Source organism: Acrocarpospora catenulata, assembly GCF_018476525.1.
Taxonomy (GTDB): Bacteria; Actinomycetota; Actinomycetes; order Streptosporangiales; family Streptosporangiaceae; genus Acrocarpospora; species Acrocarpospora catenulata.
Map to the genome: position 1 here is coordinate 167,859 of NZ_JAHCST010000011.1, position 18,855 is coordinate 186,713.

Here is an 18,855-nt window from a genome sequence, read left to right on the forward strand (position 1 = left end):
GGAAGGCGGCGGCTCCCAGGACGGTGTTCCGCAACTCGGACCGGATCGGCAGGTCAGGCCTCACGGAGGAACTTCAGCAGGATGCGGGTCATCTCTTCCGAGTGCTCTTCGAAGATCCAGTGGCCGGAGTCGGCGATGACCTTCCCCTGGACGTTCTCGGCGTACTCGCGCACCTGGTCGGGGACGAACTTGCCGAGGCTGTGGTCGGCGCCCAGCGCCAGGACGGGCATGCGCAGCTTGCGCTGCGCGAAACCGTAGGTTCAGGGTGTCACCCCGCGTACTCGCGGAGGGTGGTGATGTCGGCGACGCGGCGGTGGTGGGTGGGGGCGAGTGGGGTGACGTTGAGGGTGGTCGTGCCGGAGGCGGTGAAGGTGGATAGGCGTTCGGCTACGTGGGTGGGCGGGCCGATCAGGGAGACGCCGTCCACGAGTTCCTGGGGGATCGCGGTCGCTGCTGCTTTCTTCTGGCCGGAGAGGAAGAGGTTCTGCACTTTGGTGGCGGCGTCTGCGAAGCCGAAACGGCAGGCGAGGTCGTTGTAGAAGTTTTTTCCGCGGGCGCCCATGCCGCCGAGGTACAGGGCCAGGTGGTCGCGTACCTTTTGCTGGGCTGCTGCCAGTTCGTCGTCGTCCTCGCTGATGAGGAGTTTGGCGTCGACGATGATGTCCAGGGGCGGGGCTTGGGGCGGTCGCTTGGCCAGGCCGGCGCGCAGTGCGTCGCCGAAGGCGTCGGCCGCGCGTTCGGGGAAGTAGAAGAGCGGTTCCCAGCCGTCGAAGAGTTCGGCGGCCAGTTCGACGTTCTTGGGGCCGAGGGCGGCCAGGACGAGCGGGATTCGGTCGCGTACCGGGCGGTTGACGAGTTTCAGCGGCTTTCCGAGTCCTAAGCCGCCCTTTTCTGTGGACAGTGGGATGTCGTAGTGCGTGCCGTGGAATTCCACTGGGCGGCGCTGCCAGACCTGGTGGCAGATCTCCACCACCTCACGGGTTCTGGCCAGCGGTGCGTCGTGTCGTACGCCGTGGAAGCCCTCGATCACCTGTGGCCCGGAGGCGCCGAGGCCCAGCATGAAGCGCCCGCCGGACACGTAGTCGAGTCCGGCCGCTGTCATGGCAAGCAGGGTCGGTGTCCGGGAGTAGATGTTGAGGATCGAGGAGCAGAGGCGGAGGGTCGAGGTCTTCGCGGCGAGGTAGCCCAGTTGGCTCACGCCGTCGAAGGTGTACGCCTCGGGCACGAAGACGATGTCCAGGCCGCCCGCCTCGTATTCGCGCAACCGTTCCGCCGTCTCGTGGAAGTCGCCGGCGGAGGTGATGGGCATGCCGATTCTCACCGGACTCCCCCGGCGTGGAAGGGGCCGTCGAAGCCGTACTCGTCGATGGCGGTGCGGAGCAGTGCGAGCGTGGCGCCCCGGTCGGTGGGGAGGCGGAGTCCCGGCTGGGCGTGGCGGACCAGGACCGAGATGTCGTACTCGTCGGCGAAACCGGATGCGCCGTGGAACTGCTGGGCCATTCTGAGGGTGTGCTTGACGACCCGCTGGGCCTCCAGGCGTACGCTCAGCGCGTCCGCCAGCGAGGGTGAGCCGTCGGTGAACGCGCTCCACAGGCTGAAGCGGCAGAGCAGGTCCAAGCCCTCAAGTCCGACGGACAGGTCGGCCAGGGTGTGCCGGATCACCTGGAAGTTGCTGAGCGGATGCCCGAACTGCTCCCTGACCCTGGTGTGCTCGATGGCGAGCTGAAGGGCGCGCTGCCCGAACCCGAGCAGGTGCCAGGCCCCGAAGAGCAGACCGAGCCGCCGGTCCAGCACGGACGCCGTGCCACCCGCCACGGGCCGCAGCCGGACCGTCATCGCGAACGGCGCCACCTTCGAGTCCACGGGCGCGTCGGGCTCCGCCTCGAACAGTTCACCCGTGAGGGTGGCGGCCGTCCAGGTCCCGGCGGTCAGGGCGTGGTCGATGATGGGCTGCCGGGCGTCCACGAGCGCGAACGGCGTCGCGTCGGAGGTCCGCAGCAACATGGCGGCCACCGGGTACGGCACGGCGTGGCCGCCCGCGACCCGGCACAGCTCGGCGGCGGCGACGGCGTCCTCCAGGCAGCCGCGCGGGTCGATGTCGTACATCCCGATGCCCGCCAGGCACTCCTGCGCCCGCGCCGCGGCGCGTGGATCCGACTCCGCGGCCCGCGCCAGGTCCACGCCTCCGGCCGCGCGCAGCACGTCGTCGGCGACGCGGCCGAAGTCCAGTGCCGCCTCCGGCAGTGCGATCCGCATCAGCGCACCGCCTGGCGGCCGAGCAGCTCACGGCTGACGATCTCGCGTTGGATCTCGATCGTGCCCGAGGCGACGGTCGCGGCCTGCGCGTACCGCCAGTGGTCCTCGAACGCGCCGTGCGCCGGGGCCCCGGCCGCCGCGCCGAGCAGGGAGCGTGGGCCGAGCAGCTGGGACACCACCTCGGCCACCTGCTGGTCGCAGGTGGTGGACGCGATCCGCGCCTGACTGGCTTCCAGATCGACCATCTCGTTCCCTTCCTGGCGTTCGACCGCCCGATAGGCCAGCAGCCGCGCCACCCGCACCTGGACCAGCGCGCCCGACCACTCGTTCCTGACGCCTTCGTCGAGGTCGTCCCACTCGTGGCGGAGGACGTCCCGGAGCAGCCACAGCAGGCGTTCGCAGCGCGCGTACCTGGCGATGCCGACCCGCTCGTGGGCGAGGGCGGTCTTCATCACCGACCAGCCGGTGCCGACCTCGCCGAGCACTTCGGCGTCGGTCGCCACGACCGAGTCGAAGAAGCACTCGTTGAGGTGGTGCGGCCCGAGCATGGCGCGCAGCGGCCGGACCGTGATGCCGGGGCGGTCCATCGGGATCAGGAAGAGCGAGATGCCCCGCCGGCCGCTGTCCTTGTCGCCCGTCCGGGCGGCCAGGACGCACCAGTCGGCCATGCCGGCGTAGGAGGTCCAGATCTTCTGGCCGGTGATCTCCCAGTGGTCGCCGGTCCGCACCGCGCGGGTCTGCAGCGAGGCGAGGTCGGAGCCGCTGCCGGGCTCGCTGAAGCCCTGGCACCAGATCGTCTCACCGGTCGCGATGCGCGGCAGGTGCTCGGCCTTCTGCTCCGCCGTCCCGTACGCCATGATCGCGGGACCGACCCAGTTCAGGCCCATGTACTGAGGTCCCCGGGGTTCGTGGTAGGCCCACATCTCCTCGCGGACGACCGTCTGCTCCCACACGGATCCGTCCGAGCCGCCGAACTCGCGGGGCCAGGCCACGGTGAGCAGCCCCTCGTCGGCGAGGAGCCGGGAGAAGCGCTGGGTGAGCGCCAGGTCGGCGGGGTCGTCGGTGAAGGCCCCCAGGAAGTCGTCGGGGAAGAACTCGGCCACCATCCGCCGGAGCCGGCCACGCAACGCGGCGGCGGACTCTCCCATGGTGAAGTCGAGCACGGCTGTCATTTCCTCTCACCACGCAGGGGGGTTGTTTCCTGGCCGCCGGTCAGCGCGTCGGCCACCAGTCGTCCGGCGACGGCACGGCGCAGGGAACGGGGGTTCCTGCCCAGGGCCTGGTTCAGCTTGGCCCGGCGAAGGAGCAGGTGGCAGGGGTGCTCCCAGGTGTAACCGATGCCGCCGTGGGTCTGCAGCGCCAGCCGCGTGACCTCGGCCGCCGCGTCACAGCTCGCCGCCTTGGCCATCGCGATCGACGCCACGCCGGACGGGCCGAGCGGCGCGCCGGAGGCCAGCGCCGTCACCGCCGCCTCCACCAGGACGTCGGCCGTCTCGACCAGGACGAACATGTCCACGCAGCGGTGCTTGACCGCCTGGAAGGAACCGATGGGCGCCCCGAACTGCTCCCTGATCTTCGCGTACGCCACGGTGAGGGCGAGCGCGCTCCTGGCGATCCCGAGGCTGTCGAGCGCGAGGCCCACCGAGACGCGCTGCTCGACCTCGCTCATCAGCAGGGCAGCCTCGTCACCTCGGGCGAGGATCTCCGGCTCGCCGGGCGGGACGCCGTCCATGACCAGACGCCAGAACCTGCGCGTCGGGTCGGAGCCGGTCATCGGCTCCAGCCTGGCGCCTGCTCCCTGCGACCTGACCAGGGCGGCCACGGGCTCACCCGTCTGCTCAGCGAAGACGAGCACCCGCTCCACGTCGTCCCCCGGGGCCAGGCACCAGGAGACCTCTCCCGAGAAGCCACCCGGTCCTGAGTCACCCCACGAGCACGCCACCCGCCGGGGGTCCGCCGACCCCGCGATCACCGGGTTGACGCACAGGCCCTGCAGCAGCTCGCCGGGGCCGAGGGCGCCGCCCAGTTCCTGGATGGCGATCGAGGCGAACGCGAACCCGCCGTCCTCGTCCTCCAGCTCCCACCAGCCGAGCTCGTCCGACACCTTGCGCAGCCGCTCCGCGTTCGGGGGAAGCACGCCGGAGGCGTACTCGGCCAACGGGGGCCACGAGTCGGCCAGCACCTGCCGCACGACCTGGCGGAAACTCGAACGCTCGCCGGTCATCGGGAGCCTCCTCGCGGCAGGCCCAGGATGCGCTCGCCGACGACGTTGCGGAGGATGTCGTTGGTGCCGCCGCCGATGGTCCACTCCCAGGAGCGCAGGTAGTCGTCGAACCAGTGCCCGGTCTGCCAGGTGCCCGACCAGCCGTGCCGTCCTTCGTGCCCGGACAGTCCCGCCATGGCCAGCCCCTCCCTGCTGATGTCCTGCAGCAACTCGCTGTAGACGAGCTTGAGGATGGAGGCCGCGGCGGTGTCCGTGCCGTCGACCGAGGCGTCCAGAACGCGGGAGACCAGCAGCCGGAAGGACTCCACCCGCTCGGCGAAGGCCCCCAGCGTCTCAAGGGCGGCGCCCCGCTCCTCGGGCGGCAGCGCGGCCGCCGCCAGCGTCAGGTACCGCAGCCCGGCGACCATCTCCTCGGATCGCTCCAGCATGGTGAGGCCGCGCTCCTCGCCGAGGGTGGCGTTGGCGATCCGCCAGCCCTCGTTCTCCGCGCCGACCCTGGCCGTCACGGGGATCTCGACGTCGGTGAGGAAGACGTCGCAGAACTCGTCGTGCCCGCTCGCGTTCCTGATCGGCCGGACGGACACGCCGGGCGAGGACAGGTCGAGCAGGAAGTAGGAGATGCCGGCCCGCCCCTGACCGCCCGTGCGGGCCAGCAGCAGGCACATCTCCGCGAACTCCGCGCTGCTGGACCACGTCTTGTGCCCGTTGACGACGTAGTGGTCGCCGCGCCGCTCGGCGCGGGTGCGCAGGCTGGCCAGGTCGGAGCCCGCGCCGGGTTCGGAGAACCCCTGGCACCACCGCTGCCCGTCGCGGATCGCCGGCAGGTACGTCGCCCGCTGTTCGTCCGAGCCGGCGGTGACGAGCGTGGCCGCGGCGTGGTAGAGCGCGACGAAGTGCATGTCCAGCCGAGGGGCGCCGGCCCGGATGAGCTCGCGGGCGATGGTGAGCTGATCGGCTCGCGAGCGGCCGCCGCCCCAGGCCGCGGGCCAGTGCGGGACGGCGTAGCCCTGTTCGGCCAGCTGGAGCAGCCACGCCTGCTGCAACCCGGCCCGCTCCGCCGGGGCCGCCGCGCTCATGCGGTCGCGCCAGCCGGCCGCGTCCTTGGACCGGCACCAGGACCGCACCTCGTGGGCGAGATCGGTTCCCGGTTCAGGGAGTGACACGGATCGTCCCCCCGTCCACCTGGAGGGACGCGCCCGCGATCCACGACGCCCGTTCCGAGCAGAGGAAGGCGATGGCGTCCGCGATCTCGCGGGACTCGCCGACCCGTCCCGCCGCGATGGGCTGGAGTTCGAGCATACGGCGCTCGACCTGCTCGGGGGTCGAGCCGAGGCGTTCCGCCTGCGCCTCGTAGCCCGCCACGATTCCCTCGGTCCTGGTCAGTCCCGGATGCACGCAGTTGGTGAGGACCCCGTCCTTGGCGTAGGCGAGGGCCAGCGACTTGGCCGCGTGCAGGAGTGCGGCCTTCGCCGCGCCGTACGCCGCCCAGCGCGGGTCGGCCTCCCGCGCGGCGGTCGAGCCCACGAAGACGACGCGGCCCCATTTCCGTTCCCGCATCGCGGGTACGCACTTCATCGCCAGGGCCACCGCGCTGAGCACGTTGAGCTCGTACAGCCGGATCCATTCGTCCCAGCTGAAGGTGCGGAGCGGGCCGTGCCCGCCGCCGGCCACGCACACCGCGATGTCCACCTGGCCGTAGGCGGCCACCGCTGCCTCGTACGCGCTGTCGGCGGCGGCCGGCGCGGCGGCGTCCGATACGTGCCCGACGGCGTCGATCCCGTCGGCCCGCAACCGGTCCACCGCGGTCGTCAGTTCCGCTTCCCCCCGGGCCGTCAGAAGCAGTCTCACGCCGGCTCGGCCGAGCTCCGCGGCCGAGGCCAGGCCGATGCCCTTGCTCGCGCCGGTGACGATCGCCACCCGGCCCTTGATGTCCAAGTCCATTGCCCTCACCTGTCTGTTGAATCGACGGGACCGGTCAGGCGGTCCACCACACCGTCGGTCAGTCCCTCCGCCCGCAGGCGGGCCTTCTCCACCTTGTGGGTCGGGGTCCTGGGCAGCGTCGGCAGCACCCGCCAGTACCGGGGGGACGCGTACCGGGGCAGGTCCTCGGCGGCCCGCGCGATCACCCCGTCCAGGTCGGCGCCGGCGGCCAGCACCACGGCCACCATCACCTCGTCCTCGCCTTCGGCGTCCGGGCGTACGGCGTAGACGGCGCAGTCCATGACGCCCGGCTGGGCGAGCAGCACGGACTCCACCTCCCAGGCCGAGATGTTCTCCCCCTTGCGCCGGATGGCGTCCTTGATGCGGTCGCTGAAGAACAGGTCGCCCTCCGCGCTGAGCCAGCCCGAGTCGCCGCTCCAGAACCACAGGTCCCTGGTGGCCGCCACGGTGTCCCGCTCCCGGCCCAGGTAGCCCCGCATGAAGATGTCCGGCCGCTTGGGCCGCAGGCAGATCTCACCGACCTCGCCGGGGTCCGCCTGGCCCCCGTCGGGGCGCATCACGCGCACCTCGAACAGATCTCCTTCGCGGCCGACGGAGCCGACCGGGGAGGGGTCCGTGGACCGGTTGATCGTCGCCATCGGGGCCTCGCTCAGGCCGTACACCTCGGTGATGGCCACCCCGAAGCGGTCCTCGAACCGGGCCCAGATCTCGCGCTGCGCTCCGGCGCCCCAGGCGAGCCGGACCGAGTGGTCCCGCGCCTGCGCCGCGCCGAGGTCCTGCGAGGCCTTGAGGATCATCCCCAGTACGGAGCCGAGATAGTTGAAGGCGGTGATCCCGCCCGCCCGGCAGATCTCCCAGAAGCGCGAACTGCTGAAGCTGCTGTCCAGCTGGAAGCCGCACCCGGCGACCAGGGCGGCGGCGACCCCCGTGTACCGGGCGTTCTGGTGGTACAGCGGGAAGAAGTTGAGCAGCGCGTCGCCCCGGCCGTACCCGTTGAGGCGGGCGACCGCGCGGGCAAGCTCGGTACACGACTCCTGGGAGTGGTGCACGCCTTTGGACGGCCCCGTGGTGCCCGAGGTGTAGAGGACCACGCCCTGGGATGTGGCGGAGCACAGCCTCCGATGGTCCAGGTCCGTGGCGGCGGGGGCCAGTGGATGGACCGTCACGGTCCCCTCCGCCGCCGCCCCGCCGGACACCACGACGTGGCGGACCTCGGTGCCCGCGACGGCGGCCAGCACGGTGGCCAGGTGCCCGGCGTCGCAGCAGACCACCTGCGCGCCCGAGTCGCGGAGCAGGTAGGTGAGGAGCTCGCCCCGGTAGTTGGTGTTGAGCGGGACCTCCAGGCACCCGAGCAGCGCCGAGGCGAACCAGACGGCGATCGCCTCCTGGCTGTTGTCCATGTACGTCGCGACCCGGGATGAACTGTCCACGCCGAGCGAGCGCAACTGCTCGCCGGCCGCGCACACCCGCGCCATCAGGGACGTCTTCGAGACATCGGCCCCGTCCACCCGGAGGCCGGCGTCGCCGTCCAGCCAGGTGTCCAGAAGCCGGGCAAGGGGATTCACTCGCTACCCACCTGTTCCTCCGAGTGGCTGTCGCCACGTCCGATGTAGGCCGCTACGACCTCCGGCGAGTTCAGCACGGTCTCCGGCGGCCCGGCGGCCAGCACGGCCCCCGCGGCCAGTACGACCACGTATGAACAGAGCTGGTTGATCACACGCATGTCGTGCTCCACGACGACCAGGGTCGGCCCGCCGGCCACCCGCAGTCCGGCGAGGACCTCCACCACCTCCTCCTTCTCTGCGCGCGACAGCCCGGCCATCGGCTCGTCGAGGAGGATGCACCGCGGGTCGCTGACCAGCGCCCTGGCCAGGTCCACCCGCTTCTGGATGCCGTAGGGCAGCTCCTTCACCGGCCGGTGGGCGTAGCGGGCCAGGCCGACCCGGTCGAGCGCGTGCGCCGCGCGCTCCCGCGCGGCCCGCTCGGCGCGGCGGGCCTTCGGCAGGCTGAGCGCGGCTGCCACCAGGCCGGTACGGAGACCCACGTGGTCGCCCACCATGACGTTGTCCACCGCGGACAGCTCGCCGACGAGCTGGGCACCCTGGTAGGACCGGCCGATCCGCAGGCGGGCCAGCTGGTGGGGTCTGATCCCGGTCGCCTTGTCGCCGTACAGGTAGACCTCGCCAGAACCGGCCGGGACCAGACCGCTGATGCAGTTGAGCAGGGTGCTCTTGCCCGCGCCGTTGGGGCCGACCAGGCCGGAGGTGGCGCCTTCGACGAACGCCACGGTGACGTCGCACACGGCGTGGGTGCCGCCCAGCCAGACGTTCAGGGCCTCGGTCCGCACGGCTGGAGAGCCGGACATGTTCTTCATCGTTCTCACGTCTCCAGGCCGAGGTAGGTCTGCCGTACCCGCTCGCTGCCGAGCACCTCGCGGGCGGGGCCGCTGAGCACCACCGACCCGGTCTCCAGCACGTACGCGTGGTCCGAGACGCTCTGCGCGGCGCGGACGTTCTGCTCGACCACCAGCAGGGTCGTCCCCCAGGACGCCACCACCGAGCGCAGCATGTCGAAGACCGTCTCGACGGCGATCGGCGACAGGCCGAGCGAGGCCTCGTCCACCATCAGCAGCCGCGGCTTCAGCAGCAGCGACCGCGCGATGCCCAGGAGCTGCCGCTCACCGCCGCTGAGCTGGCCGGCGAGCAGGCCCATGCGCTGGGCGAGGGTCGGGAACATCGAGGTGACCTCGTGCACCAGCGCTCTGCGCGCCGCCCTGCCGCCGGCCATGGGGACGGCCCGGAGGTTCTCCTCCACGGTGAGGCTCGCGAAGACCTTGGCCTCCTCCGGGACCAGCACCAGCCCGCGCTTGGCCATGGCGCGCGGCGACAGGCCGGTGACGTCGGCGCCGTCGAACCGTACCCGTCCGCCGCGCACCCGTCCCGTCTCGCTGGCGGCGAATCCGCCGATGCCCCGGAGCAGCGAGGTCTTGCCCGCTCCGTTGGCGCCCAGCACGAGACAGACCTCGCCCTCGCCTACGACCAGGTCAACCCCGTCCACCGCGACGCTGTCGCCGCCGTAGGAGACGGTGAGGGACCGGACCTCCAGCAACGGGCCGCTCATCGCGCCCCCTTCACCCGCAGGGCGGCCAGCCGCCGGCCGAGACCGGCCAGACCGTCCGGGCGCCAGATCAGGAAGACGACGACCAGGGTGCCGTAGATGATCAGCTGGAAGTCGCCCAGATTCTGCTGGAGGAACCCCGCCACCACGGCGTCGGAGGGCAGCAGCGCGATGGCCCGGGACAGCATGGGCGGCAGCAGGACGACGAAACACGCGCCCGCGATGGCCCCGCCGCTCGATCCCATCCCGCCGATGATGATCATGGCGATGTACTGGATCGCCAGCTCCAGCGTGAAGCTCTCGATGTAGACCGCCTGCTGGAAGTAGGCCAGGAAGGTGCCCGACATCGAGATGATCGCGGAGGAGAGCACGAAGGCCGCCAGTTTGTAGGCCGGCAGCGAGATCCCCTGGCTGGCCGCCGCCAGCGGCGTGTCCCTGATCAGCATCCAGGCCCGGCCGAACTTGCTCTTCTTCAGGTTCTCGACCAGCCGCCAGGTGGCGAGCACCACCAGGACGAGCACGACGTACCACTTGATGGCCGTGTCGATGGTCAGCCCGCCGATCGAGGCCGTCGGGAGGAAGAACCCCGCCGACCCCACCGCCCGGGTCTGGTACTCGTTGAACACGAAGATGAGGATGAAGTGCATGGCGAGGGTGGCGATGGCCAGGTAGATCCCCGACACCCGGAGCGCGGGCAGGCCCGCGAGCAGCCCGACCACGGCGCCGACCAGCACCGAGCCGGCGAGCACGACCAGGAAGGGCAGCTCCAGCTGAACCGCGCCGATCGCCGCCCCGTACGCGCCGAGCGCGAGCAGCGCGCTGTTTCCCGCGGTCACCAGGCCGACGAACCCGGTGACCAGGGTCAGGGCCAGCGCGCCGAGTGCCGCGATCAGGGCGGTGGTCACCAGGGAGAGCTGGTAGTCGCGCAGGACGACCGGCAGCAGGCAGATCAGGGCCAGCAGGGCGCCACGTCCCAGGAGCCGGCGCCGTACGTCCGCGGCGACGTCGATGGAGCCGGTGGTCATACCCGTTGCACCTGCTTGTCTCCGAACAGCCCCTGGGGCCGGATCAGCAGCACCACGAGGATGACGATCCAGGCGGCCACGTCCTGCACCGGCCCGCCGAAGAACTTGGTGCCGAACGTCTCGGCCAGGCCCACGAGCAGGGCGCCGGGAATCACTCCCCGGATGCTGGTGAGGCCGCCGACCAGCGCCGGGGCGAGACCTCGCATGCCGAGCGCCTCCACGCCGTGGAAGCTCAGCGCGGTCTGGTAGGCGTACATGATCCCGGCGACGGCCGCCGCGGTCAGCGCCATCGCCCAGCCCAGGACGTAGACCCAGTCGACGGCGACGCCGCCCTGCGAGGCCAGCACGGGGTTCTCGGCCGCCGCCCGCATCCGGATGCCGACGGAGGAGAACCTGAAGAAGGTGTGCGCCGCGGCGAACACCAGCACGGCGGCCCCGAGCCCGCACAGGCCGTAGAACGTGGTCGACACGCCGTCGCCGAAGGTGATGACCTGGCTGGGCACCGGCTCCCGCATGACCCGCGCCTCGGTGCCCCAGGTGAGCGAGCTGACGCCCTTGAGCGCGCTGGCCAGGCCCAGGGTGGCCACCACCAGCGCGAACTCGGGCTGCCCGGCCAGCTTCCTGAACACGATCCAGTGGGTCGCGGCGCCGATGGCGGCGATCGTGGCCAGGCTGCCGAGCACCACCACCGGCCAGGGCAGCCCCCAGCTGGTCGCGAACTGGTTGAAGATGAACGCCCCCAGCGCCAGCTGGGCGCCGGTGGCCAGGTTGAGGATGCCGTTGGTCCGCCGGAGCAGCACCCAGGCGAATCCCACCAGCGCGTAGATGGCGGAGAGTGTCAGCGCGCCGAGCAACAGGGTCAGCACCGGCGGACCCTCCGCCGCGAGGAAGCACCGATCATGAGACGGCCTTGACCCAGTCGGTCAGCGGCTTGGCCTGGTCGGTGCTGGCGTCCCAGGTGAAGAAGCGCACGGTCTTCACCAGCTCGTGGCTCTCGGCGCTCACCTGGAGGGGCCCGGACAGCCCGTCGGTGTCGATCTCCCCGAGCTTCTCCAGGGCGTCCCGGAACTGCTGCCCGGTCGAACAGTCGACGCCGCACGCCTTGAGGGTCTGCTCCAGCAGGGAGCCGGCGACCCAGCCCTGGGTGAAGTAGGGGTTGGTCATGTTCTTGGCCTCGCCGGCCTTGGTGGCCGCCGCCTTCATCGCGTCCACGGCCGGGATCCCGGTCTCGGTCGGGCTCGCGAAGGTGCGGAAGGCCGCGTACTTGTCGCCGAGCTGCTTGAGGGTGGCGTCGGCCGAGCCGGCCCACTGGTTGACCACGGGCACGTCCACACCCTGGGCACGCAGACCGCGCACCGCGACCAGCGATCCGGCGTCGTTGTGGCTCAGCAGCACGTAGTCGGGGCGGCTGGCCTTGATCTCGGACGCCTGCGCGGTCACGTCGGTGGGCGCCACCGGCATGTACTGGACGGTGGCGAGTTCCCAGCCGCGGCCGGCGATGTCCTGGGTGGCCAGTTGCACCATGTCCCGGTTGGAGGGGGTGTCCACGGAGAACACGGCGACCCGCGGCTTGGCGATCCCGTCCGCCTTGGCGCGGGTGGCGAGGTAGTTGAGGATGGCCGACTCCAGGCGCTCGGCCCTGAGCTCGTAGGAGAAGTAGTACGCCTGGACCGGGTCGAAGAGGCTGCCAGGCCCGCCGAGGCCGACGATCGGCAGGCGGTTCTGGGTGGCCACCGGCAGGTTGGCCAGGCTGAGGTTGGAGAGGATGAAGCCGAAGGTGGCCAGCCGGCCCTCGGAGGCGAACTGCTGGACGTTGGCCCGGCCCTTGGCGACGTCGGAGGCGTCGTCCAGGACCTTGAGGTCGATCTTCTTGCCGTTCACCCCGCCCCGGGCGTTGAGGTCGGCGACGTACGCCTGGAATCCGGAGGCGGCGGGTTTGCCGTTGAAGGCGATGGCGCCGGACAGGTCCATGGACATCCCGACTCGGTACTCGCCGGACGAGGACCCGGCGGACTCGCCGTCGCCGCCGCAGCCGGCCAGCGTCAGCGCCGCCGCGAGGCCGCCGGCCACCACGGCGACGGTCCTCGTGTTCTTGTGCATCACTGCTCGATCCCTTCATCACCTTGGGGAACCTGTGGGACATCCGGCTTCACTCTCGCCCCGAATTTCTGGAGATGAAGTCGTGCTTCCTCGCTCAGGAGCGAGTCGTAGGCGTCGCTCATGGACGGCAGCGGCATCGCCTCGTTGAAGATCGACTTCAGCTTGGCGACGGCCGTCGGCGAGGACTCCTTGAGCTGGCCGAGGAGGGTCTGGACCCGGTTCTCCAGGTCGCCGGCGTCGTCGGCGAGTTCGGAGAGCAGGCCGGCGCGCAGGGCCTCCTCGGCGGGGAACGGCGCGCCCGTGTACATCCAGCGGCGCAGCACGGCGTCCGGGACCCTGCCCCGGAGCAGCCGCGGCAGGTGACCGTCCACGATCCCCACCCGGGCCTCCGGGATGGCGAAGGTGGAGGTCCGGGTGGCCAGGCGCAGGTCGCACATCATGGCCAGGGTGAGACCGCCGCCCATGCAGAGGCCGTCGATCACCGCGACGGTCGGCTTGGGCACCTGCCGCAGCGCCTCGAACGGCAGATCGTCCTCGTAGGAGAGGATCGCCGCCGGGTTGTCGGAGGAGAGCAGCGCCAGCATCTCCTTGAGGTCGCCCCCCACCGCGAAGGACCCCGCCGAACCCCGGACCACCAGGACGTCGACCGAGGAGTCGGTGCGTACGGCCCTGGCCACGTCGCGCACCGCCGCGTACATCTCACGGTTGAGGGCGTTCTTGGCCCGCGGGCGGTCGAGCGTCAGCGTCGCGACACGGTCCGCCACCTCAACGTGGACGAAGGTCGATGACGGCGATATCACGATGCGGCTCCCCTGGTCGGTGAGGTTGATGACGGCTATCTAAGCTATCTTTTAAAAGATAGTCAACTGTTAACGGAGAAGCAGTCCGGCCCGCAGACCTGGTGCGCCACCGGCAGCTGCCCGCGCTCCACCTTGCCGGTGACCCCGCGCGGGAACTCCTCGGCCGCCAGGACGTGCACCGCGTGCGGGCGCTCGAAGCGGGCCAGCGCCGCCGTCGCGGCGTTCACCACCGCGCGCACGTCGGCCGGGCAGGTCAGCGCCACATAGGCCACCGGGGCCTGCCCGAACCGCGGATGCGCCGCCGGGACGACGGTCGCCTCGGCGATCGCGGGGTCCCGCAGCAGCGCCCGCTCGACGGTGGCCGGGTAGACGTTCTCGCCGCCGCACTTGAACATGCGGCCGCGGCGCTCCACGAAGGCGAGAGTACCCCCGGTCCCGCTCCGGACCAGGTCACCCGTACGGAACCACCCGTCGGTGAACGCCTCCCGCGACACCCGGCCGTCCGACCAGTAACCGGAGAACAGCGTCGGACCGCGCAGCCACAGCTCGCCGGCGGCGCCGGGGCCGACGTCCCCGCCGTCGGGGTCCACCACCCGGTACTGGCACAGCGGTGTGGGACGCTTGTCGAGAACCGGCAGGTCGCCGGCCCAGGTGACCGGCGAGGCGCCGGGGACCAGACCCGCCTCGGTGCTCCCGAACGTGTTCAGATAGGGGGCGCCCAACCGGCGCTCCACCTCGCGGAGCTGTTCCACCGGGACCAGGTCGGCCATCGCGCCCGCGCACCTGACCGAGCGCGGCCGCCGGTCCCCCAGCGCGCCGAGCACCTCCTCGATCACGCCGGGGATCAGGAACAGCCAGCCCACCTCGCGGGCGACCAGCTCGTCCGCGATCCGCCGGGCGTCGAAGCGTTCGCAGAGCACGAAGACGCCGCCCAGGCTGAGGGTGGCGTACAGGTAGTCGGCGGAGGAGATGTGGAAGAGCGGCGCCCAGCCGATGAAGGCGTCGGACGAGGTGACGCCCAGGTCGGCGTGGAGGACCATGGCCCTGGCCGCCATCGCCTGCTGGGAGATCGCCACGCCCTTGGGCCGGCCGGTGGAGCCGCTGGTGGACATGATCGTGATCAGGTCGGCGCCGTGCACCGCGTGCGGGTCGATCCCGTCGGAGCCGTCCGCGCCGAGCCCCAGCCAGCGGTGGTCCCCGTCGTCGAGGTCCACCACCGGCACGTCCGTGGCGGCCCGCGCGAGCTCGGCGAACGCGCCGGTCGCGAAAACCGCCCGCGGCGCGAGGTCGTGCACCACCGCGGTGGCCGCCTCGGCCGACAGCCGCCAGTTCACCGGCGCGACGGCGACGCCGGTCGCCCCCGCGGCCACCATGAGCAGCGCCACCTCCAGCCGGTTCGGGGCGTGCACCGCGACCCGGTCGCCCCGCTCGACCCCGAGTTCGCGCAGCGCCCGGCTCACCGCGGCCGCCCGGCGGCCGAGTTCGCGGTAGGTGAGGCAGTCCCCCGCCGCGACGAGCGCCGGGCGGTCGGGACGCTCGCGGCAGCGCTGCCAGAACGCGTGCGCGAAGGTCAAACCTTCGGTCGTCATCATCGCCTCCCGGTCATTGAACCCACTAAATCGTGTTATCTTTGCACAGTAAGCTAGGGAGACGTTAAGGAGGCTGCGTGGGCAGCGACCCCGATCCTGGTCGGCAGGCCGTCGGCACCCTTCCGCAGATGACGCAACCCGCCATCGCGGAGATGGTGGCGGACGAGATCCGGAACCGGATCATCAGCGGGGAACTGCCGGAGGGCTCACTCCTGCCGCGGCAGGAGGAGATGATGCGCGAGCTGAACGTGAGCCGGCCGTCCTACCGGGAGGCGCTGCGCATCCTGGAGGCGGAGCGGCTCGTCTCGGTGCGGCGCGGGAACCAGGGCGGGGCGGTGGTCCACGCGCCCTCCCAGGTCGGCACCACCTACAGCCTGGGCCTCCTGCTCCGCTACCAGCAGGTCAGTCTGGGCGACCTGGCCGACGCCATCAGCGAGATCGAGCCGCTCTGCGCCGGGGTCGCGGCGTCCCGCCCCGACCGGCAGACCGAGGTCGTCCCGCAGCTGGGCGAACTGGTGGACCGGCAGGAGCGGGCACTCGGCCTGGCCCACCAGTTCACCCTGATCGGCCGGGAGTTCCACGAGAGCATCGTCCGGCTGTGCGGCAACGCGACGCTCACGCTGACCGCCGGCGCCCTGGCCGGCCTGTGGTCCACCCAGGAACTCGAATGGGCCGACGTGGTCGCCGTCACGGCCGGCTATCCCGCGCCGGAGCAGCAGCGCCGCGTGCTCCAGACACACCGCCTGCTCGTGGCCGCCATCGCGGCCGGCGACCGCCACCAGGCGACCACGCTGATGCGCGCCCACTCCCTGGCCTCCCACCACCACGTGCTGGCGGAGCGGCGCCACCTCCCGGTGACGCATCTGACCCAGGCCAAGGCCGCCGGTCGACCGGCGGGGTGAGCCCAGCACGACCCAACCACCAAGGAGTTCCCATGCCTGTGCCGTACGGCGCCCTGCCCGACGCGGTCAACGGCGATCTGCTGTTCGACGTCGCCGACGGCATCGCGCGGATCACCCTGAACCGCCCCAGCCGCGGCAACTCGTTCACCGTGGCGATGTTCCCGCAGTTCCGCACCGTCTGGGAGGAGGTGCGGACCAACGACGACATCCGTTGCGTGATCATCACGGGCGCCGGCGACCGGCACTTCTGCACCGGCGTGGACGTGGACTCCGTCGCGGCGGCCGGCAAGGTCGCCATGGGCAGCGGCAACATCACCGACGAGCTCCACTTCACCTCCCGCCAGACCCGGGTGTGGAAGCCGGTCATCTGCGCGGTCAACGGGCTGGCGGCCGGCGGCGGCCTGCACTTCGTCGTGGACAGCGACATCGTGGTCGCGGTCGAGCACGCGGCCTTCCTGGACAGCCACGTCAACGTGGGCCAGGTAGGCGGCATCGAGAACACGGGCCTGGCCAGGCGGCTCCCGCTCGGCACGGCGCTCCGGATGACCCTGCAGGGGCGCAACTACCGCCTGTCGGCGGCACGGGCGTACCAGCTCGGGCTGGTCGACGAGCTGACCGCGCCGGAGCGGCTCATGGAGACGGCGCTGCAGATCGCCAGGGACATCGCCGCCAACTCGCCGCAGGCCGTGTCCCTCTCCCAGCAGGCCGTCTGGGCCTCGACCGAGATGCCCTACTCGCAGGCCGCCGAGTACGGCTGGTCGCTCGTCCGGTCCCACTGGTCGCACCCGGACTTCGTCGAGGGCCCCCAGGCGTTCGCCGAACGCCGTCCGCCCCGGTGGACGGTCGGATGAGCGCCGGTCCGCTGGCGGGGATCGTCGTCATCAGCCTGGCCGAGCAGTACCCGGGTCCGTTCGCCACCATGGTGCTGGCCGACCTCGGCGCTCAGGTGACCATGGTCGAACGGCCGACCGGCGACCCCTCCCGGCGGCATCCGGCGCTGTTCCGGGCGTTGAACAGGAACAAGCGGTCCGTCGCGCTCGATCTCAAGACAGCGAGCGGCCGTGCCGCCCTGCGCGGCCTGCTGGCGGACGCCGACGTGCTGATCGAGGGCTTCCGGCCCGGCGTCCTGGCCCGGCTGGGGTTCCCCGTGGCCGAGCTCCGCAGGGACTTCCCTGACCTGGTGGTCGTCTCGGTGTCGAGCTACGGCCAGACCGGGCCGGACCGCGAACTCGGCAGCCACGACCTCACCGTGCAGGGCCGGGCCGGGCTGCTGGACGGGGCAGGCGACGGCGTCGGGGTCGTCCCCACCGCCGACCTGGTGACCGGGGCGTTCGCCGCCATCGGGGTCCTGAGCGGCCTGCTCGCCCGGCGCGGATCGCACGTCGACCTCGCGATGCTCGACGCCCTGGTGACCTGGCAGGCGGTACGGCTGGCTGGGCACCTGACCGGCGACCACACCACCGGCTATCCCCCTCGGGAACCCGCCTACGGTGTGTTCCGGTGCGGGGACGGCGGCGAGGTGACGCTCGCGATCGCCGGGGAGGACCGGCAGTGGGCCGCGCTCTGCCAGGTGCTGGGACTCGGCGACCTCGGCGCGCTCTCCACCGGGGAACGGGAAGGCCGCACCGGCGAGTTGCGCCTGCACCTGCGCCGAGCGCTCGCCGGGGAGCAGGCCGCCGACGTCATCGACCGGCTCCAGCGGCGCGGTGTCAGCTGCGGCCACGTGCGCCGGGTCCAGGACGTGTTCGACGACCCGCAGGTCAGGGCGCGCGGGCTGCTGATCGACGTGGACTCCGGCCACCGGGCCGTCCGGCAGCCGCTGCTCTTCGACGGCCAGGCCGTCGCGGCGTGTCCCGACGCCCCGGCCCTGGGCGAGCACAACGAACTCCTCGACCCCGTACACCAGCCGTGACCTGCGCCGTCGGCATTGCGATCCAGCAGGACCTGCTCACCGGCACCGACCTCGCCGCGTTCGCGACGGCTGTCCGCGACGCCGGGCTCGACCACGTGTCGGTGGGCGACCACGTCAGCCACCGGGGCGGCCAGGGCATCGACGGACTAGTCGCGGCGGCGGCACTGCTGGCCGTCAGGCCCGAGCTTCAGGTGGTCGTCGGCGCCTTCCAGCTGGCGCTGCGGCACCCTCTCGTCGCTGCCAGGCAACTGGCCACCGCGACCTCGTTCGGGCCAGGCCGCCTCGTCCTGGCCGTCGGCGCGGGCGGCGACGACCGCCGCGAGGTCGCCAACTGCGGCGTCGACCCCCGGCAGCGCGGACGGCGCCTCAACGAGAGTCTGGACGTGCTGACCCGGCTCATCCGCGGCGAGGTGATCGACCACCACGGCGCGCACTTCGACCTGGAACAGGCGTCGATCGCGCCCGCGGCGCCGGTACCGCCGCTGGTGATCGCCGGTTCCGGCGAGGCGGCCATCGACCGCGCGGCCGCCTACGGGTCCGGCTGGCTCGGCCTGTTGTGCACCGCTCGCCGGTACCGGGAGACCCGTCAGGAGATCATCCGGCGGACGGCGCCCCTGGGCCGTCCCGCCCCTGACTGGTTCGGCCTCAACGTCTGGTGCGGGCCGGAAGGCGGGCTCGAATCGAGCCTGCGCCGCTGGTTCGGCCCCGCGGCCCCGCGCCTGCGCCACCTGTGCGGCGTGGGCGAGGGACCCCAGATCGCGGCCTGGCTGGCCGACTACGTCAGCGCCGGCGCGACCAGGCTGAGCATCTCGGTCCCGGCCGCCGACGCGCTGGAGGCCGTCGAGCAGGTGGCCGAACTCGCCGGACTGCTCCACGAGCGGCTCCAGGCGGACGGCATCGGCACGCCCCATCCTTGACGCTATTTTCTTAAAGTATGTATAGTTTGTACTGCCTCGCTAAGAGAGCGGTATGCCCCGCAGTGCGCGGGC

Annotated in this window: 19 protein-coding genes; 4 read left to right on the forward strand and 15 right to left on the reverse strand. The window is 71.7% G+C overall.

Annotated elements, in window-relative coordinates; translation table 11 throughout:
- Window positions 1–53 precede the first annotated feature (53 nt).
- The 15 genes from KIP79_RS14150 to KIP79_RS14220 all read right to left on the reverse strand — a co-directional run bounded on the left by KIP79_RS14150 (window position 54) and on the right by KIP79_RS14220 (window position 15,055).
- Window positions 54–230, reverse strand: a complete 177-nt coding sequence (locus KIP79_RS14150) for an alpha/beta fold hydrolase (RefSeq protein WP_214105232.1) — start codon at window positions 228–230, stop codon at window positions 54–56.
- Between the two features lie 38 nt (window positions 231–268).
- On the reverse strand, window positions 269–1,321 hold the full coding sequence (locus KIP79_RS14155) for an LLM class F420-dependent oxidoreductase (RefSeq protein WP_214105233.1): 1,053 nt from the start codon (window positions 1,319–1,321) through the stop codon (window positions 269–271).
- A complete protein-coding gene (locus tag KIP79_RS14160; RefSeq protein WP_214105234.1) occupies window positions 1,318–2,256 on the reverse strand; it encodes an acyl-CoA dehydrogenase family protein in 939 nt (312 codons plus the stop codon). Before KIP79_RS14160 ends, KIP79_RS14155 begins: the two co-directional genes overlap by 4 nt.
- A complete protein-coding gene (locus tag KIP79_RS14165; RefSeq protein WP_214105235.1) occupies window positions 2,256–3,428 on the reverse strand; it encodes an acyl-CoA dehydrogenase family protein in 1,173 nt (390 codons plus the stop codon). Before KIP79_RS14165 ends, KIP79_RS14160 begins: the two co-directional genes overlap by 1 nt.
- Entirely contained in the window at window positions 3,425–4,480 is a 1,056-nt protein-coding gene (locus KIP79_RS14170; RefSeq protein ID WP_214105236.1) for an acyl-CoA dehydrogenase family protein, read from the reverse strand. Before KIP79_RS14170 ends, KIP79_RS14165 begins: the two co-directional genes overlap by 4 nt.
- Window positions 4,477–5,643, reverse strand: a complete 1,167-nt coding sequence (locus KIP79_RS14175) for an acyl-CoA dehydrogenase family protein (protein ID WP_214105237.1) — start codon at window positions 5,641–5,643, stop codon at window positions 4,477–4,479. Before KIP79_RS14175 ends, KIP79_RS14170 begins: the two co-directional genes overlap by 4 nt.
- The gene (locus tag KIP79_RS14180; protein ID WP_214105238.1) at window positions 5,630–6,421 is read right to left on the reverse strand and encodes an SDR family NAD(P)-dependent oxidoreductase; all 792 of its coding nucleotides are present in this window, start codon (window positions 6,419–6,421) and stop codon (window positions 5,630–5,632) included. Before KIP79_RS14180 ends, KIP79_RS14175 begins: the two co-directional genes overlap by 14 nt.
- A 5-nt stretch (window positions 6,422–6,426) precedes the next feature.
- Entirely contained in the window at window positions 6,427–7,986 is a 1,560-nt protein-coding gene (locus tag KIP79_RS14185; protein ID WP_214105239.1) for an AMP-binding protein, read from the reverse strand.
- On the reverse strand, window positions 7,983–8,786 hold the full coding sequence (locus tag KIP79_RS14190) for an ABC transporter ATP-binding protein (RefSeq protein ID WP_214105240.1): 804 nt from the start codon (window positions 8,784–8,786) through the stop codon (window positions 7,983–7,985). Before KIP79_RS14190 ends, KIP79_RS14185 begins: the two co-directional genes overlap by 4 nt.
- Window positions 8,787–8,800: 14 nt before the next feature.
- A complete protein-coding gene (locus KIP79_RS14195; protein WP_214105241.1) occupies window positions 8,801–9,541 on the reverse strand; it encodes an ABC transporter ATP-binding protein in 741 nt (246 codons plus the stop codon).
- Entirely contained in the window at window positions 9,538–10,563 is a 1,026-nt protein-coding gene (locus tag KIP79_RS14200; protein ID WP_214105242.1) for a branched-chain amino acid ABC transporter permease, read from the reverse strand. The genes KIP79_RS14195 and KIP79_RS14200 overlap by 4 nt, the downstream gene beginning before the upstream one ends.
- Entirely contained in the window at window positions 10,560–11,429 is an 870-nt protein-coding gene (locus KIP79_RS14205; RefSeq protein ID WP_214105243.1) for a branched-chain amino acid ABC transporter permease, read from the reverse strand. The genes KIP79_RS14200 and KIP79_RS14205 overlap by 4 nt, the downstream gene beginning before the upstream one ends.
- A gap of 31 nt (window positions 11,430–11,460) precedes the next feature.
- Window positions 11,461–12,663 carry an ABC transporter substrate-binding protein gene (locus tag KIP79_RS14210; protein ID WP_214105244.1) on the reverse strand — a complete coding sequence of 401 codons (1,203 nt, stop codon included), beginning with the start codon at window positions 12,661–12,663 and terminating at the stop codon, window positions 11,461–11,463.
- Window positions 12,663–13,463 carry an enoyl-CoA hydratase/isomerase family protein gene (locus KIP79_RS14215; RefSeq protein WP_214105245.1) on the reverse strand — a complete coding sequence of 267 codons (801 nt, stop codon included), beginning with the start codon at window positions 13,461–13,463 and terminating at the stop codon, window positions 12,663–12,665. Before KIP79_RS14215 ends, KIP79_RS14210 begins: the two co-directional genes overlap by 1 nt.
- Window positions 13,464–13,525: 62 nt before the next feature.
- Complete coding sequence (locus KIP79_RS14220) at window positions 13,526–15,055, reverse strand: class I adenylate-forming enzyme family protein (RefSeq protein ID WP_214105246.1); 1,530 nt, start codon at window positions 15,053–15,055, stop codon at window positions 13,526–13,528.
- A 74-nt stretch (window positions 15,056–15,129) separates the two neighbouring features.
- Between KIP79_RS14220 and KIP79_RS14225 the strand changes: the two genes are divergently transcribed.
- From KIP79_RS14225 to KIP79_RS14240, 4 genes are read left to right on the forward strand one after another with little or no spacing between them, the layout of a single operon-like run.
- The gene (locus tag KIP79_RS14225) at window positions 15,130–15,954 is read left to right on the forward strand and encodes a FadR/GntR family transcriptional regulator (protein WP_214105247.1); all 825 of its coding nucleotides are present in this window, start codon (window positions 15,130–15,132) and stop codon (window positions 15,952–15,954) included.
- 32 nt (window positions 15,955–15,986) lie between these two features.
- The gene (locus tag KIP79_RS14230) at window positions 15,987–16,805 is read left to right on the forward strand and encodes an enoyl-CoA hydratase/isomerase family protein (RefSeq protein ID WP_214105248.1); all 819 of its coding nucleotides are present in this window, start codon (window positions 15,987–15,989) and stop codon (window positions 16,803–16,805) included.
- Complete coding sequence (locus KIP79_RS14235; protein ID WP_214105249.1) at window positions 16,802–17,866, forward strand: CaiB/BaiF CoA transferase family protein; 1,065 nt, start codon at window positions 16,802–16,804, stop codon at window positions 17,864–17,866. Before KIP79_RS14230 ends, KIP79_RS14235 begins: the two co-directional genes overlap by 4 nt.
- Window positions 17,863–18,783 carry an LLM class flavin-dependent oxidoreductase gene (locus KIP79_RS14240; protein ID WP_214105250.1) on the forward strand — a complete coding sequence of 307 codons (921 nt, stop codon included), beginning with the start codon at window positions 17,863–17,865 and terminating at the stop codon, window positions 18,781–18,783. The genes KIP79_RS14235 and KIP79_RS14240 overlap by 4 nt, the downstream gene beginning before the upstream one ends.
- Window positions 18,784–18,855 lie beyond the last annotated feature (72 nt).